We start from the raw sequence: 25277 nt of genomic DNA on the forward strand, positions 1-25277 counted from the left end.
TCCTATAGCTATTATTTGAGATTTACTTGAGCATTGACTTGAGTAGGTAGACCCCACAATTTAATAAATCCAACTGCCGCTGCTTGGTCAAACTCATCTGCAGCAGTATATGTTGCTAATTTTTCGCTGTAAAGCGAATTAGTTGATTTACGTCCCACTGGTGTTGCTAAACCTTTATATAATTTAATTTTTACAATCCCGTTAACTACTTTTTGAGTTTCATCAAGATAAGCGATCAAAGCCTTAGTAGCAGGATTGAACCACAAACCATTGTAAATCAAGTTTGCTAATTCATTTTCAAGAACTGGTTTAAAATGTGCAAGTTCTCGAACGAAAGTTAAATCTTCCAAATCTTTATGTGCTTTTAATAAAGTAATGGCAGCAGGACATTCATAAAATTCACGGGATTTAATCCCAACCAGGCGATTTTCAATATGGTCAATCCGACCAATTCCATGTTTTCCTGCAATAATATTCACTTCTTTAATGATTTCATGCAATTCTAAGCTTTTTCCATTTAAGGCGATTGGTAATCCTTCTTTAAACTCAACCTCGATATATTCAGCTTCGTTTGGAGCGTCCTCCACAGAATTAGTCATAAAGAAAGCATCCTCTGGACAAGTACTCCAAGGATTTTCAAGAACACCAGCTTCAATCGCACGTCCCCATAAATTCATGTCAATTGAGTAGGGATTGTCTAAATCAGCAGGAATAGGAACACCATTTTGATTGGCATATTCGATTTCTTCTTCACGAGCCCAATGCCACTCACGAACTGGAGCAATGACTTCAAGCTCAGGCGCAAGAGAATGGATGGCTACTTCAAAACGCACTTGGTCATTTCCTTTTCCTGTACAACCATGAGCAATAGCCGTTGCCCCTTTTTCTTTGGCTACTTCTACTAATTTTTGAGCAATCAAAGGGCGACTCAAAGCGGATACTAAAGGATATTTATTTTCATACATTAAATTTCCTTTGAGTGCAGCTCCAACAAATATTTTAGCGAATTCTTCCTTGCAATCCAAAACAACAGATTCCACTGCCCCTACTTGAAGAGCCTTATCATGAATAAAATTCAAGTCTTTTCCTTCACCAACGTCCATGCAGGCAGCAATGACGTCAAATCCTTTATCAGTCAACCATTTTACAGCAACACTTGTATCCAATCCACCCGAATATGCCAAGACAATTTTTTTGTTTCCCATCATTTTTCTTCTTTCAAATTAATATAAATGCAATTGTACAGCATATTTATTCATTTGTCAACATTTTTGTATAAATATGCGTTTTATTTTCATTCTAGCAATTTCATATTATTTCAAGAAGAGGATCAACTGTGATATAATTAATTTAGATAAAGGAATGGAGCCATGGCAGAGTGGTAATGCAGCGGACTCGAAATCCGTCGAACCGTGTAAAGCGGCGCAGGGGTTCAAATCCCCTTGACTCCTTTTATAAATGGATTTTTCTACCCTATTTGAAAAAATTATAGAAAAGCCAGTGACCAATACGCTTACTCCTTTTCCTCCTGACTGTATAAGATTACATCAGGAGGTTTTTTTATTCATTATTATAAAAAAGATTCAACTCATTAATAAGTTAAATCTTTTTTATTTGGATATTTCATCAACAGGATTTAGACTGTCTTTACTTTTATTAAATCCAATTATATCGTCTGCTAAAATAGCACAATTAAAGATTATTACAAAATATAAAAATAACAGTGGCCGGTCTGATGACGCTAATAGTGTCGGTGATAGACTAATAGCCATCCCCGCCGAAAAAGTAACGGCTAAAGAACCAATAGCTACGAAACTTTTCTTTGATTTACCATCCAATAAGATAATAACAAAGACAATCATAACTATCATTATCATAAAAATAACACTCGGTCCTAGCAACTTGCCAGTTATATTATAATTAAATTTCTTTTCCGATGAATGGTGTACAATTACACTAAGTGGATCTGAAATTAATTTTTGTGAGATTTTACATAACATTATAAGCACAGCAGATAGTATTACGGATAATATCTGCTTTTTCTGAACTGCTCTCAATAATAACAACAGAAATAAAATCTCTATAAAGTTATGACTAACAATCAAATTTGAAGCGATATTGTTGAATTGAATTAGTAACTTATCAAAAAATGATAAATGGTTAAATGTTGGAAACCAATGGGCCATTTCTAAAGCCCCTCTTTTTTGATTTCCCGGGCATATCAAGACGTTTAAAATACTCAATAAAGAAACGAGAAGACAAACTATTCGATATGGGTTGAAAAATTCTTTTTTCTCAATAACCACTTGAATGATAAGATAGAGAAAAAGTACAATTGCCAAGCCTTCATTAAACACTGATAGTATTAGAGAAAGAGTGGCAATGATAATCTTATAAATTGCAATTTTCTCTTCTGAATTCCTCTGACGGTCAATCATTAACCAGTATGCAAATAAGGCACTAGGCCAGACGTAATTCACAATTGTAGCAATTAGTCCCGCAGATTTAAGAGAAACCATTGGAAATAGTATTATAAAAACTAAAACAAGCACTAAATTACTTATAAATTTATTAAAAGAAATAAGTTGACTTATCGAATAAAATAACAGAAAGATAAAAACAATTGTTAGGATGAAAAAAATCAACAGATTTTTACTTGATTGAAGCACTGCTCCCTCAATCCAAAATCGAGAGGACCAAGTCTCATATCTATCTATAGCAAAAGTAAGTGGCGAAGAATTAACTTTAGAGAACCACAAGGCATCTCCACCCAACCAATCAACTTGATTTGTTATAAAAAATAAAATGTAAAAAAGGATTATTAGCAGAAAGGGAAAGTTTTCTTTTTTTATCACATTACTAACCTTTTACCTTTCTGATTGTTCAATGGTTCGTCTTCGGATTTTATATTACTTTCTTTGATGATATAATTAGGACGTTTTTTTACTTCAATAAACGTTTTAGCTAAATATTTTCCGATGATTCCAGAGGCTAAAAGTTGCAATCCTCCCAACATTAGAACTAAGATAACAAGTGTTGGAAATCCTTGTACGCTATCACCCCAAACAAGTGTTTTTACTGTATAAAAAAGACTCAGAATGATTGATATAAAAAAACAAAGGATACCAACAAATGTTGCTATATTTAATGGTAACTCGGAAAAATTAACGAAACCATCAACAGAATAGCGTAATAAACTCCAAAAAGACCATGAAGTTTGCCCTCTACTCCGTTCTCTATTCTCATATTCTAAATAAATAATTTCATAACCCACCCAAGAAAACAAACCTTTGGAAAATCGATTACTTTCCTGAAGCTTTAAGATGCTATCTACCACTTGTCGAGTCATCAATCGATAATCACGCGCACCATCGACTATTTGTGTTTTAGAAATTTTACTTATTATTTTATAGAAAAGCTTTGCAAAGAAAGAGCGAATAGGAGGTTCTCCGGTTCGACTTGTTCGTCTTGTCCCCACAACATCATATCCTTCTTGCAACTTTTCAAACATTTCTGGAAGCATTTCTGGCGGGTCTTGTAAGTCTACATCCATAATCGTAACAAAGTCACCAACCGCTACTTCTAAACCTGCTAATAGAGCGGCTTCTTTACCAAAATTTCTCGAAAAACTGATATATTGTATATCATCTCTCTTTTCGGCTAGCTTTTTTATTATTTTTAATGTCTTATCAGTTGAACCATCATTTACAAAATAAAAAATTTTTTCTAATGGTAAACTTTTGGTTTTTTCTTCCACTTCCTTTATGAATATTTCGATGCTTTCTTCTTCGTTATACACCGGAACTACAATTGATAACTTCATATTAAACTTTTCTCATTTTCTTAGATAATTAAGAATACGTATTTCTTAGTAGACAAAATAGAAATTTTTTATACATTTCTTTGCTTCTAGTATAGTTCATATATTGTTAAAAATCAACAAATTACTGTTATTTATAGACAGACCTTAATACTATGTTTTGTAATACTTCATCCACTTTAGCATTTACGAAATTTAATACTTTTTTAATTATTATTAATACATAAATACAAAAAAACCTACAGATTAGTGTAGGCTTTTTGAATAAAAAAATTATATTTAGATTTTACTGAAATTTTTTCTGTTTAAGAATAGTGATAAAAATCCGGTTCCCAGTAGAATAATCGCAGAGATATAGTATGGAAATAAATGGTTAAGGTCAAACATATAACCCGCGGCCATCGGCCCTAAAATATTTCCAAAACTTGTAAAGGCTGAGTTCAAGCCATTGATTGCACCTTGGCGATTTCCCGCATGCTTTGAAAGATAGGTTGTTACAGCTGGTCTAAATAAATCAAAGGCCAGAAAAACAACAAATGTAGAAAGAGCAACGACTAAATTTGATTTTGTAAAGGCAATAACAGCAATGAAGATTGCACTGGCAAAGAAAGTTAATTGAATCAAGCCAAGTTCACCAATTTTATTGACGATTGCATCAAATAAGAAAAGTTGGAAAAAGAGAGCTAAAATTCCACTCACTGTAATTACCAAAGCAATTTCACTCATACTAAAACCAAAGTTAATACTTGCCATGATACTATAAATTGACTCAAAGGCCTGTAAACCAAATGATGAAATCAAAATTATAATAAAGAGTGAACCAAATAATGGATTTTTGAGAATATCAAGAAATGAAACTTTTTCGATTTCTTGATGACTTTCAATTGTGCGCTCTGGTTCTTTTAAAATTGTGATTGTTAAAATAAAACCAAGGAAAGCTAAAATTGCTGCAACATAAAAAGGAACACGTATTCCAAAATGGGCAATAAAACCACCCACTCCAGGACCAATAATAAAGCCACCACTGATTGCTGCTGAAACAAGTCCCATCGCTTTAGGACGTTCGGCAATTGTGGTCATATCAGCCACGTAAGCAGTAACTGAAGGCATGAGCATCGCAGCTGCGACACCCCCTAGCGCTCGCGAAATATAAAAACCTGTTTTCGCTTGTGCTAAACCAAATAAAAGTTCAGAAAAAGAAAAAATAATCATTCCAATGGCAATGAGTTTTTTGCGCCCAATTTTATCAGATAAAGCACCAGCGACTGGTGAAGCAACCAATTGAGCAATTGCAAAAATAGAAATCATCATTCCCATTGTTGTTCCTGAAAAGTGCATTTGTTCTTTAAGGGTTGGCAAAACAGGAATGACTAAACCTGCACCCAAAAATACTAAAAAGAGATTAGAAATTGCTAAATTCATCATGCTTTTTTTGTTTTTCATTTTTTCCTCCTCATTAAAAATAGCAAATAGATTATTCTATTGCTATTTCTTTTATTTTTTACCAATTCTCTTATTATATCATGAAATCTATATACTAAAAAATTAAAAGACTGTATCATCTTTAGTGACCGCTTGTTACTTTTATTCCAATAATACCCACGACTAAACAGGCAATGAAAAGCCAAGTTAATGGTGGGACTTTATCTTTGAATAGAATAAGTCCGATTAAGATTGAGCCAACGGCTCCGATCCCCGTCCAAATTGGGTAAGCAATCCCTAAAGGTAATTTTTTTAGAGCTAGCGCAAGAAAACCAAAGCTAGCAATCATTCCGATGATTGTCAGTAGTGTAAACTTCAAATTTGAAAAGCCGTGGCTCAACTTCATTGTTGTTGCCCAAGCCACTTCAAATGTTCCCGCTATAAGTAAATAAATCCAAGTCATTTTTGCCTCCTCAGCTAAAAAAGAACGACCATCTACATTTCTTCTCAGACCTACTGAAATGCAAATAATCGTTCATACGATTTAACTCCCGGTGGAGTATTTATTCTATTTTCTTCATTCTATCACACTTTTATTAAAAAAGCTAAATTTATTTTTTAGAGTTGAATGATTAAATCTATTATTAAAACAGAGAATCTTTTAATTTTGGTTTTATATTGAATTTCATGTATAATAAAATTCATGAAAAAATTTAGAAAAAAACAAATCTGGCGTGTGATAATTGGCCTTTTTACTCTTCTTTTAGTTATTAATTTAGGAGCAACTTTATATTTTTATCAAATTGCCTGTGTTCGAAATAATCAACAGATTGGTCAGGTCAAAAGTAGCAGTCCTAATTATTCTTTAGTACAAAAATTCGATAAATTATCAAAAAGTACTGAGTCAATTAAAAATGATGGTCTGAAACTTGATGCATGGTATGTTCCAGCCGAGCACAAAACTAATAATACAGTAATCGTGGTACATGGTTTTCGCCAAGATAAGTCGGCTATGCGTCAGTATGGTCAACTTTTTCATGAATTAGGTTATAATGTGCTCATGCCAGATAATCGTGGGGCTGGTCAGTCAGAAGGAAAATTCATCACTTTTGGTTATGATGATAAATTTGATGTCATTGCTTGGGCTAACTATCTAACTGACAGGAATCCTGAGAGTCAAATCAGTCTTTATGGACTGTCCATGGGAGCTTCTACAGTAATGATGGCTTCCAGCGAAAAATCTTTACCTTCGTCAGTAAAAAATATTATTGAAGATTGTGGATATACCAACGCTTGGGATGAAATTACTTATCAAGCAAAAGAAAGTTATAATATTCCACCTTTCCCACTCGTTTATAGTGTTTCTCTTGAAAGTAAATTGCGACAAGGTTGGTTTTTCCAAGAGGCTAGTGCTACAAAAGCACTGACAAAAGATAAACTTCCTATTCTATTGATTCATGGAAGTAATGATACTTATGTCCCTACTTCGATGGTTTACGAAAATTATAAAGCTGTCAAAAAAGGAACGCCAAAAGAATTATTGGTTATCAAAGGGGCTGCTCACGCCAAATCATTTGAAACAAATCCTGAACTTTACCGCCAAACAATTGCAAAATTTATGAAAGCTTATAATCCATAATTTACTATGAATCTTGTCAGTAAATTACGAGTTAATTCTTGACAGAGAACAATGAAAATGGTATTATATTTAGGTACTGTTTTCGCGGTGGTGGCGGAATTGGCAGACGCGCAGGATTAAGGATCCTGTCGGGAATTTTCTTGGTGCGGGTTCAAGTCCCGCCCACCGCACTAATAAAACTCAGCTAAGGCTGAGTTTTTTTGTCTCATTTTTTACTGACAGAAATCTCCTCAAACCTTTCTACTTCTGTCAGTAAATAAAAAGTGACTTTACATAAGTTTCATTTGCCTCTCCTTTATTTTCCTATTTTTTTATTATCTTTTTTTATGGTAAAATAGAGAGGTGTTGAAAGGCTTTCAACAAAATTTCTAAAAGAGGTAATATTTCCATGATGAATATGCAATCAATGATGAAACAAGCACAAAAACTTCAAAAGCAAATGCAAGTTTCACAAGAAGAAATTGCCAATACAACTTTTGTTGGTAAATCTGCTCAAGACCTTGTAACTGTTGAATTTTCAGGTGACCGCACTTTGAAATCTCTCGACATCAAACCTGATGTGATTGACCCTGAAGATCCTGAAACTTTACAAGATATGGTCACTGATGCTGTTAATGATGCGCTAAGCCAAATCGAAAAAGTTACTGAACAAAAACTTGGAAAATTCACTAAAGGATTACCATTTTAAGCATGTATGAGTTACTGACAGATTTTTTGTCAGTAACTTTTTTACTGACCAAAAGGCAATGTTAGCAACCAAAAAGTTGTCACTGAAAGTAAAATACAATTCAATATCAGAATAATATATTTTTGTTTAGTCCAATAAATAGAATTTGAGGTCATCACCCGTTGAATTAGATTAGGCAAGGCCATCAAAATTGGTAGGGCAATAATATTAAAAACTGAACCGCTAGTTTGCTTACTCGTCAAAACAAGCCAGAAATTAATATTAATTTGGCTAGGTAAAATCAATATCAAAATGAGACCGTAACCTCCCTCTCCAACTAACCAGTAATCAAAAAAATTTAATTTTGCCATTTCTCTCCACTTATCATTATTGTACGTTTTAACATTAAAATAATACAAAAAACTTATCCACGTGGATAAGTTTTTCTGTCAGTATATTTGTTGTTGATAAATAAATTACAAAAAATCCTGTCAGAACTGACAGGATTCATTTATTCAAATCAATCGAAAAGATTATTTAGTGTATTCTTCAACGAGGGCAATAACTTCTTCCATTGTTGCACATTCGCTCAAAGCTTTGCTAGACAATTCTTCCATTTTCTTAGAATCCAAACGTTTCATAAGTGAACGAGTTTGGAGTACTGATGTTGCTGACATAGAGAATTCGTCAAGCCCCATACCCATAAGCAATGGTACAGCAGTTTGGTCGCCGGCCATTTCACCACACATACCAGCCCATTTACCTTCAGCGTGAGCTGCTTTGATTACATTGTTAATCAAACGAAGGATTGATGGATTGTAAGGTTGGTAAAGGTAAGAAACTTGTTCATTCATACGGTCTGCAGCCATTGTATATTGGATGAGGTCGTTTGTACCAATTGAGAAGAAATCAACTTCCTTAGCAAATTGGTCTGCAAGCATTGCTGCTGCTGGAATTTCAATCATGATACCTACTTCGATACCATCTGCAACTGGAACACCTTCAGCAATCAATTTTGCTTTTTCTTCGTCATAAATCTTCTTAGCTGCACGGAACTCAGTTACGAGAGCAACCATTGGGAACATGATACGAAGTTGTCCGTGTACAGAAGCACGCAAGAGTGCACGCAATTGTGTACGGAACATTCCGTCACCAGCTGTTGAAAGGCTGATACGAAGTGCACGCCATCCGAGGAATGGGTTCATTTCTTTAGGAAGGTCAAAGTAAGGCAATGTTTTGTCACCACCGATGTCCATTGTACGGACAACAACTGGTTTACCGTTCATTCCTTCAAGTACAGCTTTATATGCTTCGTATTGGTCATCTTCTGTAGGGAAATCTTGTGCATCCATGTACAAGAATTCTGTACGATAAAGACCAATTGCTTCAGCACCGTTATCGTTAACACCTTCAACGTCTTTAGGTGTTCCGATATTAGCAGCAAGCTCATAATGACGTCCGTCAGCTGTAACAGTTTCAGCGTCTTTAAGAGCAGCCCATTCTGCTTTTTGAGCAGCATAAGCTTCACCAGCTTTGTGGAATTCGCTTTGTTGTTCAGTAGATGGATCAAGAATTACTTCACCAGTCAATCCTGAAACAGCCAAAAGTTGACCTTCAGAAACAAGTTCAGTAATATTATTTGTTCCAAGAACAGCAGGAATTTCCAAAGTACGAGCCATAATTGCAGAGTGAGAAGTACGTCCACCAATGTTAGTAACAAAGGCTTTAACGAATTTCTTGTCCAATTGAGCTGTATCAGATGGTGTCAAGTCTTCTGCTACGATGATTACTTCTTCATCGATAAGCGCTGGACTTGGCAATTTAACACCAAGAAGGTGAGCCAAAACACGTTTTGTAACGTCTTTAATGTCAGCTGCACGTTCTTGCATATAAGCATTATCAGTCATTCCTTCAAAGATACCGATAAACATATCAGTTACTTCTTTGAGGGCTGATTCAGCGTTAACTTTTTTGTCGTTGATTACTGCTTTAATTTGAGCAGTCATATCTGGGTCAGCGAGGACCATCATATGAGCGTCAAATACAGATGCTGCTTCTTCACCAAGGGTTGTTACTGCTTTGTCCTTAATAAGTTGAAGCTCGCTTTGAGATGTAGCAAGTGCTGCATCAAGGCGAGCTTCTTCATTAGCTGTATCAGCAATTGTCTTTGTTTCGAAAGACAAATCTGGTTGGACAAGCAAGTATGCCTTAGCTACTGCTACACCTGATGATGCGGCGATACCTTTAAGCATAGTTGTCATGATTATTCTGCGAGTCCTTCTTTAGTCATTGTTTCAGCGATTGTTGAGATTGCATCGTCAGCATCTGCACCTTCAGCTGAAATAGTAACGTCAGCGCCTTGACCAACACCGAGTGACATAACACCCATGATTGATTTAAGGTTTACTGATTTACCTTTGTATTCCAAAGTGATTTCTGATGTGAATTTTGAAGCTGTTTGCACAAGCAATGTAGCTGGACGTGCATGGATACCAGTTTCTGCAACGATGTGGAATTCTTTAGATGCCATTTTTATGGTTCTCCTTAGATGTTTTTTCATTTTTATTGACGATATCTAAAATATCTATCACTCTTGAAATTGTACCACAAAACGAAAGGGTTTGCAATATCTGCTGTTAATTTTTCATTATTTTTTTCATGGCTGCTTTTGAATGGTTGCTAGACTTTGATTTCTTTTATCATCAAATAAGTATTTTTTATATTATTTTCCTGAAGAAAGTGAGCTGAAAAAAAGCTATCAGTTCTGACAGCTTTTATTTTTAGTTATTTTTGTTTTCAGCTTCGTAAATTTCTTGAACAAGTGCTTCTGTTTTATCCCAACCTAAACATGGGTCAGTAATTGATTTACCAAATACTTCTGGTTTATCTTGGCGACCATCTTCTAGGTAAGATTCAATCATGAAGCCACGAACATTTTGGCGAATTTTATCATCCCAGTCACGATTAACTAAGGTTTGACGAACAATACGGATTTGTTCCATAAATTTCTTACCAGAGTTATCATGGTTTGTATCAATAACAATAAAAGGATTTTTCAAGCCCATTTTTTCATAAATTTCAATTGTATCAAGCAAGTTATCAGTGTAGTAGTTTGGATGGTATTTTCCATTTTCATCTTGTCCACCACGCAAAATCGCATGTGCTAAAGGATTTCCTGATGTTTGAACTTCTGCACGGCCAAAGAGGAAATCTTGTGATTGTTGAGCGGCGTAAATTCCATTAAACATCACTTTCAAATTTCCTGATGTTGGATTTTTCAAACCAGTTGGCACATCAATCCCAGAAGCAACAAAACGGTGTTGTTGATTTTCAACAGAACGTGCACCAATCGCATGGTAGCTGACCAAATCATCTACCATTGGAAGATTTTCTGGGTAAAGCATTTCATCAGCAGTTGTCAAACCAGTTTCAGTGATGACCTTGTAATGTAAATCACGAACCATTTTGATTCCATTGATTAAATCAGTATGACCGTCAGCATCTGGTTCGTGAATCAATCCTTTATAGCCATCGCCATTTGTACGAGGTTTTGCAGTATAGACACGCATGACCATAAAAATTTTATCTTTAACTGTTTCTTGAAGTTTAGCTAAACGGCGAGCATATTCTAAAACTGCTTCTTCATTGTCTGACGAACATGGCCCAATAATCAAGAGTAAACGGTCATCTTCACCTTTTATAATTGCTTCAAGTTCTTTATCCCGTTGCAATTTTTTTTCTTGTTGCTCACTGTTGAGATGTCCCAACATCTTAATTGCATCAATATTTATCTTAGGACTTATTTCTTTAAAACTCATTCCAATTCCTCGTATTTCGCTTTGTTATTTTATCTATTGTATCAAAAATTTATTTAATTCTATACTTATTTGCGTCCATTAATATAAAAAAATTTACTGACAGAGCTGTCAGTAAATTAATTGGCCTTTTAGGCAATATGTGTACGTCCGTGACAATTTTTAAACTTCTTACCAGAACCACAAGGACAAAGGTCGTTACGACCAACATTTTCAAATGAAATTTCTTCACTGACAGAATGTTCAGTATCAACATTTGTAATATTTTCTTGTGAAGCTGTGGTTGTCATTCTTGGCGCTTCCTGACGGATTGCCGTTTGTGGTTGAATTTGAGCTTTCATCATCAAACGAGTCACTTCAAATTCAATCGCACCAATCATATTATTGTACATTTTATATGATTCTTCTTGATATTCAACAATAGGGTTATTTTGGGCATAACCACGAAGTCCTACTGATTGACGCATTTGGTCAAGCGCATCAATGTGTTCTGACCAGTTATTATCAACAACTCGTAAGATAACTGCACGTTGGAATTCCAACTGACGTTCTGGGTCAGATAATTTTTCCATTTGTGAAGCATAACGAGCTTTGACTTTATCAAAAATCAAATCTTTCATTGCTTGTACTGACAAACCTGTCAGTTCAGACAATTCAATGCCATCTTCTGGCAACATTGTATTGTGCAATGTTTGCAAGAGATTTTTGACATTTTCTTCATCTTTGAGACTTCCTGCAAGTTCATGACCATCCACTTGACGATCAATTGTTCGCTTGAACATGCCCATCAAAACAGGAGTCATATCTTCTGTAGCCAAGATAACTTCCTGACGTTGCGCATAAATAACTTCACGTTGCTCACGGATGACATCATCATATTGCAAGACTTGTTTACGAGAATCGTAGTTATTTCCTTCGACACGTTTTTGTGAACTTTCAATCTGACGAGTAATCAAGCCAGATTTGATGACAGCATCTTCACCAGAAATACGCATTCTATCTAGGAAAGCTGAAACACGTTCCGAACCAAAACGTTTCATTAATTCATCTTCAAGAGAAAGATAGAATTGTGAAACCCCTGGGTCACCTTGACGTCCAGAACGACCACGTAATTGATTATCAATACGGCGAGATTCATGACGCTCAGTACCAATAACAGCAAGACCTCGGAATTCAGGGTCTGCATGATCAATTACACCAGGCCCAAGCTTGATATCAGTCCCACGACCAGCCATGTTGGTCGCAATCGTTACTGCTCCTTGTTGCCCCGCATTCATGATGATCTGTGCTTCACGGAAGTGATTTTTCGCATTCAAAACTTCGTGAGGAATTTTTGCTTCGACCAATTTCTTAGAAATCAATTCGGAAGTTTCGACAGCAACAGTACCAATCAATATTGGTTGACCTTCAGCATGACGACGTTTAATATCATCAATAACTGCTTTAAATTTAGCTTCCAAAGTTGGGTAAAGTAAATCTGGATGATCTAAACGTTGAACAGGACGGTTGGTTGGAATTGGTGTGATTTGAATGTTATAAATCTCACGGAATTCTTCTTCTTCGGTTTTAGCAGTCCCTGTCATCCCTGACAGTTTTTTATACATCCGGAAGTAGTTTTGAATCGTAATTGAAGCCATTGTTTTTGATTCATCTTGAATTGGCACAGCTTCTTTAGCTTCAATTGCTTGGTGAAGACCATCAGAATAGCGACGTCCAGGCATCGTACGTCCAGTAAATTGGTCAATAATCAAAACTTCTTGGTTTTCATCAACCATATAGTCGATGTCGTGAAGCATGATAAAGTTGGCACGTAAAGCATTATCTACAAAGTGAGTTAATGCAACATTTTCCATATCATAAAGATTTTCGATTTGGAAGAATTTTTCGGCCTTATCAATTCCTTCTTCAGTTAAGGAAATTGTTTTTGATTGTAAATCAATCTTGTAATCGTCGCCCTCTTCATATTCAGAAGTGGCAACATTCAAGTTTTGACCTTTTAATGTCTTAGTGAATTGGTCAGCACGATAGTAAAGTGCTGATGAACTTTCAGCTTGTCCAGAAATAATCAAAGGTGTTCTGGCTTCATCGACCAAGATTGAGTCAACTTCATCGACAAGAGCATAGTTCAATGGCTTTTGAACCATATCTTCGGCACGTGTCACCATGTTATCACGAAGATAATCAAAGCCAAGCTCAGCTGATGTTGAATAAGTGATGTCACAGTTGTAAGCTTCACGTTTTTCTTCTGGTGATTTTGAATTCAAGTTCAAACCAACAGTCAATCCAAGCCAGCTGTAAAGTTCACCCATTTCAGTCATATCACGTGTTGCCAAATATTCATTGACAGTAACAACGTGAACGCCTTTACCTGACAAAGCGTTAAGATAAACTGGCATTGTCGCAGTTAAAGTTTTACCTTCACCAGTACGCATTTCGGGAACGTCACCATTATGTAAGACAATCCCACCCATAATTTGAACGTGGAAAGGGTATAAGCCAAGCACACGGCGGGCTGCTTCACGACAGACAGCAAATGCTTCATAGAGAAGATCATCAAGACTTTCTCCTTTTGCAATACGTTCTTTTAATTCGGGAGTTTTGGCTTTCAATTGCTCATCAGTCAAATGTTCCATTTCATCAGCGAAACTTTCAACTTGAAGCGCCATTCTATTGAGTTTTTTGAGCTCTTTTTTGTCGTTTTCGACAAGTTTTCTAATAATATTCGGCATAATTTCTCTTTCACAAAAATAAGTGGATATTACCATTAATTGTAACACTTTTACATAGCTTTTACAAACTGAAATACCACAAATAATTCGGATTTAATTCGTTTTCATGTTGACAAGCAACAAAATTAAGTTTATAATGTTGCTTATCAACAAAAAAAGGAAGAAGAATAAAAAAATGACAACTTTACTTATAATTTTAGCTCACCCACATACTGACGACTTTAGCTGGTCTCTTGCTACAGTAGAAGAATTCAAAAAATCTTATCAAGAGTCTCATCCTTTAGATAAAATAATCATCCGTGATTTATTTTCAGAAAAGGTCCCAGCTCTTGATAATGAAACTTTTGCTGCTTGGAAACGTAATAAATATGCTCCTGATACACTGAGTGCTGATGATAAAAATTTACTACATCGACACAAAGAATATTTAGAAGAATTTCTATCAGCTGACAAATATGTTTTCGTCAACCCTATGTACAACGGCTTTGTCACTGCTGAATTGAAACAATATATTGATGTTATTGCTGTGCCTAGAAAACTTTTCCGTTATACTGAAAATGGTCCGATTGGCTTACTTGAAGGAAAAAAATCGCTTCATATTCAATCAGCCGGAGGATTTTATCATAATGAACAAGACCCAACACATATGGCTAACGATTTAGGTGCTGCTTATATTGACCAAACAATGAAAATGGTAGGAATTACTGACGAGAACCGTCAACAACTTTTCGTAGAAGGATATGCTCGCTACCCAGAACGTGCGGATGAATTAAAAGAAAAAGCATTTACCAGTGCAGAAAATTTTGGGAAAGCCTTCTAATTCCCTTTTATTGTATAATGTAAGCATGGATAAGATGACCTCAGCAGACCTAAACCAACAAATCTCAAAAGAATTGCATGAGTTACGACATGCAACTGACAATCGTTCTCAGGAAAGAAGCTGGATTTTAGCTCAATTAGATAATGATAAATTGGAAAAAGAAGTTTTGACTTTGTCAGTTGTTGCCCTTCACATTTTGTCAGCTTTGACCAAAGAAGATTTAACCGGTATTGAATTAGCCACAAAATTATCCGTCACTCGTGGCGGAGTGACTCGTGCTGTCCAAAATTTAATCAAATATCAGTTTTTAACTACTTATCAATCTGAAAGTGATAAAAAGAAAATTTTCTATCACCTGACAGTCAAAGGTCGAAAAGTAGTGACCATTCACGATAAAATGCATAAAATCATGGATATTAGACTTGGACAAATTTTCGATAAATATAATGAACAAGAAAAATCAATTATTTTGAGCTTTCTGTCTGATTTCAATCTGACAGAAGCAGGACTTTTTGATTCAGAATAAGTCAAAAAAAACCTAGCAAATCAATTTGCTAGAGTTTTTTTATTTTGCTTCATAATGAAAATCTGGGTTCAATTCTTTATCAAGTTCTGCAAAAGCAACTTCCATTCGACGGTTAACTTCGGCAATGCCTGCTTCATCCATTTTTTTAATATCTGAAATATCAATTGGATGTCCAATATTTATTGAAACTTTTTGACGCTTGAAAACACCTTTCATCGTCAAGGGCCCTTGATAGACGGCAGGTACAATTCGGACTTTTGCCATTTTAGCAATGACCGCAACCCCACCTTTCATCTCTGCACTATGACGACTTCCTGATGGAAACATAATCATTGATTTATCTGATTCTTTAAGCATTTTAACCGCATGTTTTAAAGGCTTAGTTCCTGGATTTTCGCGGTCAACTGGAAAGGCACCACACATTTTAATCCACCAACCCCCAAAACCTTTAAACAATTCTTTTTTCGCCATGAAAATAAATTGTTTAGGACGAGTTGCAAAAGCAAACCAAACTGGCTCCCAAGCCATTCGGTGAGGGGCGACTAATATATAATTTTCATCTTTAGGAATTCGGTCAACATTGTAGTATTTACTTTTTCCATTCAAAATCAAAAGTAAAAAAGCGACAAGATTGCGTAAAAAGACATAAAAGATTCGATGTTGTTTTTCATATTCTTTCATTTTTGGGTAATTTACTCCTCATATCATAGTTGCTGATAACTTCCCTATTTTAACTTATTTTAGTAATTTTAGCAATTTTTGTCCGCTCCAAAATGATGACAAAAAAATGGTTCCAAAAGATTTTGAAACCATTTTTTATAATATCTTTTTATTTTTCTTCTGATTTTCTGCTTCGACGATTTCCATAAGCAAAATAAATTAAAATTCCAATAAGGAACCAAATTCCTGAATAAAGTTTTGCTTGCACATCCAATCCCCAAAATACAAATAATGAACCAATAAAACCAAGAGCTGGTAAAACTGGATAGAAAGGCATTTTGTAAGTTGCTTCTGGCAAATCTTTTCCTTGACGACGACGAAGTGAATAGATTCCAAGTGTAACAAACATGAAAGCAATCAAAGTTCCTGCTGAAATAAGTTGAGCAAGGAAAGCAAAGGGGAAGAATGCCCCGATGACAATAGCAACAATGGCTAAGGTCCACACACCATTTGCTGGAAGATTTCGAGCATTCATTTTACCCAAACCTTTAGGTAAAAGTCCATCGCGTCCAAAAGCATAAAGCAAACGTGAACCTGCAAGAACCATTCCCAAAAGGGCGATAAACATTCCGGCAAGTGCAATAGCTGTTACAACTTCTGATAAAACAGAATAACCTGATTGTTGAAGAGCCCAACCAACTGGCGCTGCATTTCCTGCATAGGCTGAGTAAGGATGCATCCCCACAAGTACCAAGGTTACTGCTGCAAATAGAACAACAGCAATTAGAAGCGACCCAATAATTCCACGTGGCATTGTTTTTTGGGGGTTTTTAGCTTCCGCTGAATTGGCTGCAATTGAATCAAAACCGATATAGGCCAAGAAAATCATTGATACCCCAGACCAGATTCCCGAGAAGCCACCAAAACCTGTTTTGGGATTGTGTGGTGGAATAAATGGATGATAATTTGCTGGCTTAATGACCGTAATCCCAACAATGATGAAAGCAATGACAGCCGCTACTTTAAGCACAACAAGAATTTGACTGATTCGTCCAGCATCAGATGCCCCACGAAAGACAATAATTGCCGAGAGTAAAATGACTAAAAGTGAAATAATATCGACAACTCCACCGTCTGTACCAAATGGATTGGCCAATACTTTTGGTAGATGGAAACCGAGTGGCGCTAGCAATTGTTGCAGATTTGCTGAGAAGCCTGAACCAACAAAGGCAACGGCAATAAAATATTCCGCAAGCAAAGCCCAACCAGCAATCCAACCAAAACCTTCGCCAAATAAGACTGAAATCCAAGAATAGGCTGAACCCGCAAATGGCATCACTGTTGACATTTCAGCATAAGCCAAGGCAACAAAACCAGCGACCAATGCAGCAAGCAGGTAAGAAAAGACAACACCTGGGCCTGCAAATTGAGCAGCGACCTGACCTGGTAAAGTAAAAATAGAAGTCGAAATAATTGTTCCAACACCTAGTGCAAGAAAATCACGTGTGGTTAACACCTGATTATAGTGTTTATCTGCATCTCGATAAAGCTCAAAATCAGCTTTTCTCATAAATCCCATAATAAATCCTCATTTTTCTGAATTTGTAACTAAATAATTTCAATAAACTGTATTTTACCGAATTGTCTGACAATTGTCAAGAACTAACTTTATGCAGTATAAAAATATTTTTTCCAAAAAAAATTACTGACAGACTTGTCAGTAAATTATTTCTTGAAAATTGAGTTCTGTCAGTACTTTTGGTGCCTTTAGATGATAAGTTTTCAAACCTGCTGCTTGCGCCCCCAAGATATTATCCGCATTGTCATCAACAAATAAAGTTTCATCAGCCTTTAAATTTGACTGACGTAGAACCTCTTGAAAACTTTCGACTGTTGGCTTTCTCAAATGCAAATCATGTGAATAATAGGTTTTTCTAAAATAAGTTGATAGAGGCTGACCCATTTCTTCAATACAACGTTGCTCAAAACACTTAGCGTGAATAGCATTCGTATTTGAAAAAAGATAGAGTGAAAAATCTGCTGACAGCTCTGTCAGTAAATCTATTCGTTCTTTTTGGAAATCTTTTAGAATTAAATTCCAATTTTTTTCAATTATTTCATCTGTCAGTTGGCTATTTGTTGCTTCTCTAAACTTGTCATAAAAAATTTCGGGAGAAATAAGACCTAATTCTAATTTCTCAAAAAAATCGACTTGCTTTTGCGGATTAAAATAAGCAGAAAAATCTTTTATTCCTAAGTTCTCAAAGGAATTGACCATTCGTTCAAAACCTAAGTCTAAAATTACACCACCTAAATCAAAAATAATATTTTTTACAGTCATTATTAACCTTCTTTCAAATAAGGAACACCGATAGAACGTGTAGCAGCATAAACTTCTTCCTCCTGATTGCGGTCATTAACCATGCGGAACAAAAAGTTAAAAATAGGAACAATAACAAAGAGCCAATGTCCATAAAATGGAAAAATAATGGCAATAATCATGATGACAACATTCATTAGAATAGTTGAAAATAGCCTGATTAACCAAACACGACGCCAGAATTTAAATGATTTAGGCATTTTATGAAAATGATCTTTAGTAATTGAATAACTTAAAAGCTCCTGCTGAAGTAAAATCACAATCAAAACCAGACCAAAATTCAGGGCACTAAATGATGTTGGAGCAACCATAATCCATTTGGTCAACAGCGGAATTAGTGAAAGCAAACCAATAAAGATAAAATCTTGAACAATAATTTTTTCCGTAATTTCCTCTGTCAGAGCAAAAATCTTGTGACGATTGAACCAAAAATTAGCTGTAACAACAAAACTAACTAAGAAGATTCCAACTGAACTGATGAACTCCCAATAACCTTGATTACCAGAAGGGACAGGAATTTCAAGGAGCATAATAGTAATGATGACCGCAATAATTCCGTCAGCAAATGCTTCAATGTGATGACGGAGCTTTTGTTTTCTAAGCTTTTCATCTTCTAAAGCATGATGAGTCATTGATTCTTGCAATTCTTCACTCGTCATCTTGGCATATTGTGGATGCGTATTGAGAAACTCTTCTTTAAGTTCTTCACGCGCTTGAATCATCTCCGGATTGCTTTGCATTTCCTCAATTTTTCGTTTCTGACGTTCAGTCAGGTTTTGACTTTGTTGTTTTCTAGCCTGCTCTTTTGAATAACCGTTATCAAGTGAGCCAATAATATTATTTTGCCAAATTTCACCAACTTGGTCAGGTTTTTCTGAGGACTGATAAGTTTTTATTTTACTGACAGAACGACCCGTTTTTTTACGCTACTTTTTTGCAGTCTTTTAGGCATTTTTTCTAGCTTCTTTCGTATCTAAAATAATAGTGACAGGGCCATCATTTATCAACTCAACTTGCATATCAGCCCCAAAAACTCCTGCTTTAACCGGCACAATCTGAGCTAAGCTATCATTAAATTTTTCATACATTGCTTTAGCAAAATCAGGTTTTCCTGCTGCAGAAAAGCTCGGACGATTCCCTTTTTTAGTCTCCGCATACAAAGTAAACTGAGAAATTGACAAAATCTCTCCTTGAATATCTTGAACGGAGAGATTCATTTTATCAGCTTCATCTGAAAAAATTCGCATTTGCGCGATTTTACGTACTGCATAATCCAAATCAAAATTGCTGTCAGCATCTTCAACCCCAACCAACAATAAAAAGCCTTGATTAATTTTTCCCTTAATGACTCCATCAATACTGACAGAAGCTGACTTTACACGTTGAATTACTATTTTCATAATCTTTATATTTCACTCCTATGATAATCTCTTTACTGACAGTATAGCACAAAAAGTCCAATTTTAATCAGCTCTCTTTGGGCATTTATTCATTTTAATAACATCAAAAGAAAGCTTGACATCACAGGACTCTTTAGGTATTATCATAAATAGGTACTAAGATAAGATAAAAAAACAATAAAGGAAAAAAATGGAAGAATTAGCGATTGTTGTCCCCGTTTATAACGAAGAAGAAACGCTTGAGCTCTTTATTAAAGAGGTAAATGACAAAACAGAAAAACTCGAGCTAAAAAAGGTTTTTTACTTTGTAAACGACGGTTCTAGTGACCAAACGCTTCCTCTTATAAAAAAATTAGCGAGTCAAGTTGATAATATTAACTACATTAGTTTCTCAAGAAATTTTGGTAAAGAAGCAGCTTTACTTGCTGGTTTAGAAGCTACTACAGAACCTCTTGTTACAGTAATGGATGTTGATTTACAAGATCCACCTGAAATACTTGTTTCTATGTATCAGAAACTTCAAGAAGGTTATGATAGTGTTGGTGCTCGCAGAATTTCACGTTCTGGTGAATCTCCACTGATTTCATTTTTCTCTCGACTTTTTTATAAGATTATTAATAAAGTATCGACTACACCTATTGTAGACGGAGCCAGAGATTTTCGGCTTATGACTCGTCAAGTTGTGGATAGTATTTTGACACTCAGAGAAAATAATCGTTTTTCAAAAGGGCTTTTTTCTTGGGTCGGTTATGATGTAACTTATTTAGAATACGAAAATCACGAACGAAGTGCTGGTCACACTTCTTGGTCTTTTAGTCAACTTCTCCGTTATTCTATTGATGGGATTATAAATTTTTCGGAAATGCCGCTCAATATTGCGACATTTGTTGGCTTTTTTAGTTTTTTAGCCTCACTTTTACTCAGTATTTTTTATCTTCTTAAAACACTGATTTACGGTGACCCTGTTCAAGGTTTCCCAACTTTGATTGTTTTGATTTTACTTTTAGGCGGCTTACAACTTCTCTCTCTTGGAATTATTGGTAAATATATCGCTAAAATATTCCTGGAAACAAAAAAACGTCCCAATTATATTATTAAAGAAAGTAATTTAAAAGAGCTTGACTAAGTCAAGCTCTTTTTTTTAAGCATTTGTCCGTTTTACAGAATAAACATCTGGGGTCATTTTGATTTTATCAACAATCAAAGTCAAATCTGATAGATTTTTAATGCCTAAAGCGATGTGAATATTCGCCATTTTTTTATCTTTAGTGGGTTGAGCATTAATTGAAATCAAATTTTTAGTAGAATTTGATAAAACTTGCATCACATCGTTGAGTAATCCAGGACGATTAAAGCCATAGACATCAATATTAGCGACATATTCTTTCACTAAGTTTTCTGAATCATCCCATTCAACTTCAACAAGTCTTTGTTCAAAGTCTTCCATACTTCGCACATTTTGACAATCAGCTCTATGAACTGAAACACCACGCCCTTTTGTAATATACCCCACAATTGGGTCCCCTGGAACAGGATTACAACATTTGGCGATACGAACAAGTAGGCTATCAATACCAGAAACACTGACTCCACCATCGTGACGAATCTTCATGATGTTTTTACTTGATTCGCGTTTAACTTCACCCTTCATCAGCTCTTCAGCTTCGGCTTTTTGTTTGGCTCTCTCAACTTCACGACGTTCATTTTCAGTTAAACGATTGGCAATTGTTGTTGCTGAAAGCTCACCAAATCCAATTGCTGCATACAAAGCTTCCGCATTACGGTAGCTAATCTTATTGAAGACTTCATCTAGATGTTTCTTATCTAAATACTGATTTGGTACAAATCCACCTTCTTCCAAAGCTTCTTGTAACATTTCACGGCCTTTATTGACCGACAATTCTTTATCTTGGTTCTTAAAGAATTGTTTGATTTTGTTTCTAGCTTTATTAGTTTTAACTAGATTAATCCAGTCACGGCTTGGTCCAAAAGAGCTTGAGCTGGTAATAATTTCAACCCGATCACCTGTTTTTAGTTGAACAGATAATGGTTTCATTCGTCCATTTACTTTCGCTCCAGTCGCATGGTCACCAACTTTTGTATGGATAGCATAAGCAAAGTCAATAGGACCTGAACCTCTTGGTAATTCTTGGACTTCACCATTTGGAGTGAAGACATAAATCTTATCTGATAAAATATCTTCTTGAACGGCTTTGACAAAATCTTCTGCTGAATCACCAGCTTCTTCACGCAATTCCACAAGTTCATGAATCCAATTCAAGGTTTCAGAAATTTCATGAACATCAACTTTTGCTTTAATTCCTTGTTTGTAAGCCCAGTGAGCGGCAACCCCAAACTCAGCGATTTGGTGCATTTCTCGTGTTCTAATTTGGAATTCCATTGGGCCTTTGGGACCATAAACGGTTGTATGGACAGATTGATAACCATTGGCTTTTGGATTGGCAATGTAATCTTTAAAACGACCCGGCATTGGTTTCCAAAGGTCATGAATATAACCTAAAGTCGTGTAAACGTCACTTGTTGTTTCTGTGATACAACGAATGGCAATCAGGTCATAAATCTCATCAAAACGTTTCTTCTTATCGTGCATTTTACGATAAATAGAATAAATATGTTTTGGACGACCATAAATTTCTGCGTCAACTCCAGCTTTTTCGACTCGTTCTTGTAATTTACCAATTACTTCAGCAACAAGCGCTTCACGAGCTGTTCTTTTTTCATTCATGAGACCACGAATGCGATAAAATTCTGCTTCTTCAAGATAACGGAATGATAAATCTTCTAATTCCCATTTGATACTGGCAATCCCCAAGCGATGAGCAAGAGGGGCATAAATTTCCATGGTTTCACGTGAAATCCGCTTTTGTTTATCTGGTCTGAGATGTTTAAGCGTGCGCATATTGTGCAAACGGTCAGCCAATTTGACCAAAATAACACGAATGTCTTTGGACATAGCCATAAGCATCTTGCGGTGGTTTTCAGCCAATTGTTCTTCGTGTGACTTATACTCAACTTTACCTAACTTAGTAACTCCATCAACAATTTCAGCAATTTCGTCGCCAAATAATTCTTGCAAATCACCTTGGGTAAAATTGGTGTCTTCAACAACATCATGCAAAAAACCACAGGAAACGGTAACGGCATCCAGTTTTAATTTGGCTAAAATTCCTGCAACTTGGGTAGGGTGGACAAAGTAAGCTTCTCCTGATGCACGATATTGGTCTGCATGGGCAAGTGAAGCACAAGCAAGTGCTTTTTCTACGAGTAAAAGGTCTGTTTCATTCATGTAGTCAGAACAGATATTGACAACTTCTGCTCCGGTTAAGTCTGGTTCTTTAGGCATAACTTTAGATACTAGACCATTTTAAAGTTGACTCTAAAATGGTGACCAGTTTTCCTCCTTATTTAGATTAATATATCATCTCATCAAATTTTGTAAGTTAAGGTTTATTTCACTTAATTTAATCTATTCTATCACATTTGTAGGTTAAGCAAAAGGATGACTATTGCAAAACTAAAGATAAAACTCCGATTATTCGGAGTTTATTTATTTTTTTCATTATAATCGGTTGAGGGTTGAATCATTTGTAGCATTTGCTCAGTTGTGGTAGAACTCATCATTCTAAAGCGTGGTAGCGTTAATAGACCATCACTTTCTTTGGCTGCTATTGCAATAGCACCATTACGGCCCGGGTCAAGCAAACCAAACTTATAGCCTAACTCGTTGGCTAAATTCAAGGTATTCTGGTTATAACCCCCTGCTGGATAACAGATGATATCTGTTTTTTGATCGAGGTTTTTATCTAAGTCTGCTTTTGATTGTTCAAGTTCTGTTCGTTGAGCTTCCAAAGTGAGCTTTCCTAAATCAGGATGGCTGACCGTATGACTGCCAAAATCAACAAGTCCACTTGCTTTCATTTCCTTGATTTGTTCCCAGGTCAAAATTCCGCCTTGGCCTTTATTCACATAACCTGTAATAATAAAATTCGTGGCGTGCATATTGTATTTTTTCAATAAAGGGAAAATTTCAGTATACATTGTGACTGAACCATCATCAAAAGTAAGCCAAACCATTTTATCACTTGGTTTTTCTTTGGTCGTTAGAATTTTTTCGGCATCTGAGCCACTAACCGTTGTGTAGCCTTTTTCTTTCAGCGCTTTTAATTCATTTTCAAAGGTTACAATATTGATGTTATTACTATCTTGTGGGAGCTGATCAGCCCTTGAAGTAACATAATGAAACATCAAAATGGGCAGTTGATTTTCATTTGTTCCAGCCAGCCATTTTGTTTCTTTTGGTTGAGAAGTACTAGATGAGGCAGTGCTTTTAGCTTTTTCTTGACTTGAAGTTTGACTGCTTTTTGGGCTTGTATTTGTTTTAGGACTTAACAAATGAACCCCAGCAAAAGCAATTGCAATTATTCCAATTAAAAGAACGAAAACTGTGAGGATTGAAGCCCAGCGAATTCGTTTTTTGTTACGTTGTGCACGTTTTTTCATAATCGATTTCCTAAAAATTTTTCTTTATTTATAATAATTCAAAATAAGCTGAAATACTTGAGAGGGCATATAATGGAGCCGTTTCTGCTCTTAAAATTCGCGGCCCTAAGCCAATCATTTTTGCACCTAAATCAGTAAATTTTGTGATTTCGTCTGGACTAATTCCGCCTTCTGGTCCAAAAATGATAAGTACTTTTTGGTTGAGTGACATTTCTGTCAGTGCTTGTTTGAACATTGTTTTCTCACCCATTTTTGCTGATTCTTCATAAGCGATAAGAACTTGGTCAAAATCAGTAAACTTATCAAGTAAATCAGTAAATTGCTCAAAAAGTTGAAGTTCTGGAATCATTTGTCTGCGTGATTGTTCGGCTGCTCCTAGAGCAACTTTTTCCAATTTTTCTTGTTTTTTTGTCAGTTTTTTCTTGTCCCATTTACTGACAGAAGCTTTAAAAGGTGCTGACCAAATGGCTGTAGCTCCTAATTCTGTTGATTTTTCAACAATAAAATCGAGCTTATCCCCTTTAGGAAATCCTACAGCTACTGTAATTTGAACAGGCAATTCTGAGGACTCTGTCAGTAATTTTATCAGCTTCACTGATTGGTCACTTGGCGAAATGACTTCTGACAGCCCAATTTCACCATCAGTAAAAACAAGACGGATTTGGTCACCACTTTTAGCCCGCATCACAGTGAAAATATGATGAGCTGCTGCTTGATTTTCAATGATAAATTCTTCGCCCAGTTCCGGTAATTTTTTAAATACAAAATATTGGTTGGCCATATTTTTTCCAATCATTTCTTAGAATAAAGTTTTGAATCTAATCTTTTCTTTATTGTGCTTCTCCATTGACTGAAAGATAAACGACTTTATTTAAGCC

The 25277-nt window shown here is 35.6% G+C and carries 22 protein-coding genes, 2 tRNA genes and 1 pseudogene; 7 read left to right on the plus strand and 18 right to left on the minus strand.

Translation table 11 applies throughout. From position 1 onward, the window contains the following. Nucleotides 1-11: 11 nt before the first annotated feature. Entirely contained in the window at nucleotides 12-1205 is a 1194-nt protein-coding gene (locus HFD15_RS05005) for an argininosuccinate synthase (protein ID WP_025017000.1), read from the minus strand. Between the two features lie 159 nt (nucleotides 1206-1364). Between HFD15_RS05005 and HFD15_RS05010 the strand changes: the two genes are divergently transcribed. Beyond that, nucleotides 1365-1451 (plus strand) — tRNA-Ser (locus HFD15_RS05010). Nucleotides 1452-1610: 159 nt separating this feature from the next. On the opposite strand, the gene HFD15_RS05015 is transcribed toward HFD15_RS05010, so the two are convergent. The 4 genes from HFD15_RS05015 to HFD15_RS05030 form a co-directional block, all read right to left on the minus strand. After that, nucleotides 1611-2855, minus strand: a complete 1245-nt coding sequence (locus HFD15_RS05015) for a hypothetical protein (protein ID WP_021723286.1) — start codon at nucleotides 2853-2855, stop codon at nucleotides 1611-1613. Then, nucleotides 2852-3823 carry a glycosyltransferase family 2 protein gene (locus HFD15_RS05020; protein ID WP_058208216.1) on the minus strand — a complete coding sequence of 324 codons (972 nt, stop codon included), beginning with the start codon at nucleotides 3821-3823 and terminating at the stop codon, nucleotides 2852-2854. The genes HFD15_RS05015 and HFD15_RS05020 overlap by 4 nt, the downstream gene beginning before the upstream one ends. 276 nt (nucleotides 3824-4099) lie before the next feature. After that, nucleotides 4100-5263, minus strand: a complete 1164-nt coding sequence (locus tag HFD15_RS05025) for an MFS transporter (protein ID WP_010905134.1) — start codon at nucleotides 5261-5263, stop codon at nucleotides 4100-4102. Between the two features lie 121 nt (nucleotides 5264-5384). After that, entirely contained in the window at nucleotides 5385-5705 is a 321-nt protein-coding gene (locus tag HFD15_RS05030) for a SugE family quaternary ammonium compound efflux SMR transporter (protein ID WP_021723289.1), read from the minus strand. Between the two features lie 240 nt (nucleotides 5706-5945). Between HFD15_RS05030 and HFD15_RS05035 the strand changes: the two genes are divergently transcribed. From HFD15_RS05035 to HFD15_RS05045, 3 genes are all read left to right on the plus strand, one after another. Then, nucleotides 5946-6881, plus strand: coding sequence for an alpha/beta hydrolase (locus tag HFD15_RS05035; protein WP_058208215.1), 936 nt, complete (start codon nucleotides 5946-5948; stop codon nucleotides 6879-6881). 84 nt (nucleotides 6882-6965) lie between these two features. Continuing rightward, nucleotides 6966-7051 (plus strand) — tRNA-Leu (locus HFD15_RS05040). Nucleotides 7052-7269: 218 nt separating this feature from the next. Further along, nucleotides 7270-7569, plus strand: a complete 300-nt coding sequence (locus HFD15_RS05045; protein ID WP_010905131.1) for a YbaB/EbfC family nucleoid-associated protein — start codon at nucleotides 7270-7272, stop codon at nucleotides 7567-7569. Between the two features lie 41 nt (nucleotides 7570-7610). On the opposite strand, the gene HFD15_RS05050 is transcribed toward HFD15_RS05045, so the two are convergent. The 5 genes from HFD15_RS05050 to secA form a co-directional block, all read right to left on the minus strand. Continuing rightward, a complete protein-coding gene (locus HFD15_RS05050; protein WP_021723306.1) occupies nucleotides 7611-7919 on the minus strand; it encodes a hypothetical protein in 309 nt (102 codons plus the stop codon). Nucleotides 7920-8081: 162 nt separating this feature from the next. Beyond that, nucleotides 8082-9809 carry a phosphoenolpyruvate--protein phosphotransferase gene (gene ptsP / locus HFD15_RS05055; protein WP_010905129.1) on the minus strand — a complete coding sequence of 576 codons (1728 nt, stop codon included), beginning with the start codon at nucleotides 9807-9809 and terminating at the stop codon, nucleotides 8082-8084. Nucleotides 9810-9811: 2 nt separating this feature from the next. Beyond that, nucleotides 9812-10078, minus strand: coding sequence for a phosphocarrier protein HPr (locus tag HFD15_RS05060; RefSeq protein ID WP_003132292.1), 267 nt, complete (start codon nucleotides 10076-10078; stop codon nucleotides 9812-9814). A 250-nt stretch (nucleotides 10079-10328) separates the two neighbouring features. Beyond that, nucleotides 10329-11366 (minus strand): 3-deoxy-7-phosphoheptulonate synthase, encoded by a 1038-nt coding sequence (locus HFD15_RS05065; protein ID WP_012896956.1) that lies wholly within the window; start codon nucleotides 11364-11366, stop codon nucleotides 10329-10331. 128 nt (nucleotides 11367-11494) lie between these two features. Beyond that, nucleotides 11495-14092, minus strand: coding sequence for a preprotein translocase subunit SecA (secA, locus tag HFD15_RS05070; RefSeq protein WP_021211046.1), 2598 nt, complete (start codon nucleotides 14090-14092; stop codon nucleotides 11495-11497). A gap of 175 nt (nucleotides 14093-14267) precedes the next feature. Here secA and HFD15_RS05075 point away from each other — a divergent pair, with 175 nt between their 5' ends. Then, nucleotides 14268-14912: an NAD(P)H-dependent oxidoreductase gene (locus HFD15_RS05075; RefSeq protein ID WP_167593295.1), complete on the plus strand. Its 645-nt coding sequence runs from the start codon at nucleotides 14268-14270 to the stop codon at nucleotides 14910-14912. A 34-nt stretch (nucleotides 14913-14946) separates the two neighbouring features. Further along, nucleotides 14947-15438 (plus strand): MarR family transcriptional regulator, encoded by a 492-nt coding sequence (locus tag HFD15_RS05080; RefSeq protein WP_167593332.1) that lies wholly within the window; start codon nucleotides 14947-14949, stop codon nucleotides 15436-15438. Between the two features lie 39 nt (nucleotides 15439-15477). Here HFD15_RS05080 and HFD15_RS05085 read toward each other — a convergent pair whose 3' ends face one another. From HFD15_RS05085 to dtd, 5 genes and pseudogenes are all read right to left on the minus strand, one after another. Next, nucleotides 15478-16119: a 1-acyl-sn-glycerol-3-phosphate acyltransferase gene (locus tag HFD15_RS05085; RefSeq protein ID WP_003132283.1), complete on the minus strand. Its 642-nt coding sequence runs from the start codon at nucleotides 16117-16119 to the stop codon at nucleotides 15478-15480. 148 nt (nucleotides 16120-16267) lie between these two features. Further along, nucleotides 16268-17677, minus strand: coding sequence for an APC family permease (locus HFD15_RS05090; protein ID WP_012896953.1), 1410 nt, complete (start codon nucleotides 17675-17677; stop codon nucleotides 16268-16270). Nucleotides 17678-17815: 138 nt separating this feature from the next. Continuing rightward, nucleotides 17816-18439 carry an HAD family phosphatase gene (locus HFD15_RS05095; protein ID WP_058208213.1) on the minus strand — a complete coding sequence of 208 codons (624 nt, stop codon included), beginning with the start codon at nucleotides 18437-18439 and terminating at the stop codon, nucleotides 17816-17818. 2 nt (nucleotides 18440-18441) lie between these two features. After that, a pseudogene (locus HFD15_RS05100) lies at nucleotides 18442-19430 on the minus strand (TMEM175 family protein). Further along, the gene (dtd, locus tag HFD15_RS05105) at nucleotides 19423-19878 is read right to left on the minus strand and encodes a D-aminoacyl-tRNA deacylase (protein ID WP_010905120.1); all 456 of its coding nucleotides are present in this window, start codon (nucleotides 19876-19878) and stop codon (nucleotides 19423-19425) included. Before dtd ends, HFD15_RS05100 begins: the two are co-directional and overlap by 8 nt. Before the next feature lie 190 nt (nucleotides 19879-20068). On the opposite strand from dtd, the gene HFD15_RS05110 reads away from it, so the two are divergent. After that, entirely contained in the window at nucleotides 20069-21004 is a 936-nt protein-coding gene (locus HFD15_RS05110) for a glycosyltransferase family 2 protein (protein ID WP_058208212.1), read from the plus strand. Nucleotides 21005-21019: 15 nt separating this feature from the next. Here the strand turns inward: HFD15_RS05110 and HFD15_RS05115 are convergent, their stop codons facing one another. From HFD15_RS05115 to HFD15_RS05125, 3 genes are all read right to left on the minus strand, one after another. Next, nucleotides 21020-23242: a bifunctional (p)ppGpp synthetase/guanosine-3',5'-bis(diphosphate) 3'-pyrophosphohydrolase gene (locus HFD15_RS05115; RefSeq protein WP_003132277.1), complete on the minus strand. Its 2223-nt coding sequence runs from the start codon at nucleotides 23240-23242 to the stop codon at nucleotides 21020-21022. A gap of 200 nt (nucleotides 23243-23442) precedes the next feature. After that, nucleotides 23443-24399: a polysaccharide deacetylase family protein gene (locus HFD15_RS05120; RefSeq protein WP_058208211.1), complete on the minus strand. Its 957-nt coding sequence runs from the start codon at nucleotides 24397-24399 to the stop codon at nucleotides 23443-23445. Nucleotides 24400-24427: 28 nt separating this feature from the next. Beyond that, on the minus strand, nucleotides 24428-25180 hold the full coding sequence (locus HFD15_RS05125) for a 16S rRNA (uracil(1498)-N(3))-methyltransferase (RefSeq protein WP_023189502.1): 753 nt from the start codon (nucleotides 25178-25180) through the stop codon (nucleotides 24428-24430). Nucleotides 25181-25277 lie beyond the last annotated feature (97 nt).

The organism is Lactococcus sp. EKM203L, from assembly GCF_011800585.1.
Classification (GTDB): domain Bacteria; phylum Bacillota; class Bacilli; order Lactobacillales; family Streptococcaceae; genus Lactococcus; species Lactococcus lactis.

Bases quoted from the DNA above. Each gene is read 5' to 3' on its own strand.
- HFD15_RS05005 (WP_025017000.1), bottom strand. From the start codon at position 1,205: ATGGGAAACAAAAAAATTGTCTTGGCATATTCGGGTGGATTGGATACA.
- HFD15_RS05020 (WP_058208216.1), bottom strand. From the start codon at position 3,823: ATGAAGTTATCAATTGTAGTTCCGGTGTATAACGAAGAAGAAAGCATC.
- HFD15_RS05025 (WP_010905134.1), bottom strand. From the start codon at position 5,263: ATGAAAAACAAAAAAAGCATGATGAATTTAGCAATTTCTAATCTCTTT.
- HFD15_RS05030 (WP_021723289.1), bottom strand. From the start codon at position 5,705: ATGACTTGGATTTATTTACTTATAGCGGGAACATTTGAAGTGGCTTGG.
- HFD15_RS05035 (WP_058208215.1), top strand. From the start codon at position 5,946: ATGAAAAAATTTAGAAAAAAACAAATCTGGCGTGTGATAATTGGCCTT.
- HFD15_RS05045 (WP_010905131.1), top strand. From the start codon at position 7,270: ATGATGAATATGCAATCAATGATGAAACAAGCACAAAAACTTCAAAAG.
- HFD15_RS05050 (WP_021723306.1), bottom strand. From the start codon at position 7,919: ATGGCAAAATTAAATTTTTTTGATTACTGGTTAGTTGGAGAGGGAGGT.
- ptsP (WP_010905129.1), bottom strand. From the start codon at position 9,809: ATGACAACTATGCTTAAAGGTATCGCCGCATCATCAGGTGTAGCAGTA.
- HFD15_RS05060 (WP_003132292.1), bottom strand. From the start codon at position 10,078: ATGGCATCTAAAGAATTCCACATCGTTGCAGAAACTGGTATCCATGCA.
- HFD15_RS05065 (WP_012896956.1), bottom strand. From the start codon at position 11,366: ATGAGTTTTAAAGAAATAAGTCCTAAGATAAATATTGATGCAATTAAG.
- secA (WP_021211046.1), bottom strand. From the start codon at position 14,092: ATGCCGAATATTATTAGAAAACTTGTCGAAAACGACAAAAAAGAGCTC.
- HFD15_RS05075 (WP_167593295.1), top strand. From the start codon at position 14,268: ATGACAACTTTACTTATAATTTTAGCTCACCCACATACTGACGACTTT.
- HFD15_RS05080 (WP_167593332.1), top strand. From the start codon at position 14,947: ATGACCTCAGCAGACCTAAACCAACAAATCTCAAAAGAATTGCATGAG.
- HFD15_RS05085 (WP_003132283.1), bottom strand. From the start codon at position 16,119: ATGAAAGAATATGAAAAACAACATCGAATCTTTTATGTCTTTTTACGC.
- HFD15_RS05090 (WP_012896953.1), bottom strand. From the start codon at position 17,677: ATGGGATTTATGAGAAAAGCTGATTTTGAGCTTTATCGAGATGCAGAT.
- HFD15_RS05095 (WP_058208213.1), bottom strand. From the start codon at position 18,439: ATGACTGTAAAAAATATTATTTTTGATTTAGGTGGTGTAATTTTAGAC.
- dtd (WP_010905120.1), bottom strand. From the start codon at position 19,878: ATGAAAATAGTAATTCAACGTGTAAAGTCAGCTTCTGTCAGTATTGAT.
- HFD15_RS05110 (WP_058208212.1), top strand. From the start codon at position 20,069: ATGGAAGAATTAGCGATTGTTGTCCCCGTTTATAACGAAGAAGAAACG.
- HFD15_RS05115 (WP_003132277.1), bottom strand. From the start codon at position 23,242: ATGCCTAAAGAACCAGACTTAACCGGAGCAGAAGTTGTCAATATCTGT.
- HFD15_RS05120 (WP_058208211.1), bottom strand. From the start codon at position 24,399: ATGAAAAAACGTGCACAACGTAACAAAAAACGAATTCGCTGGGCTTCA.
- HFD15_RS05125 (WP_023189502.1), bottom strand. From the start codon at position 25,180: ATGGCCAACCAATATTTTGTATTTAAAAAATTACCGGAACTGGGCGAA.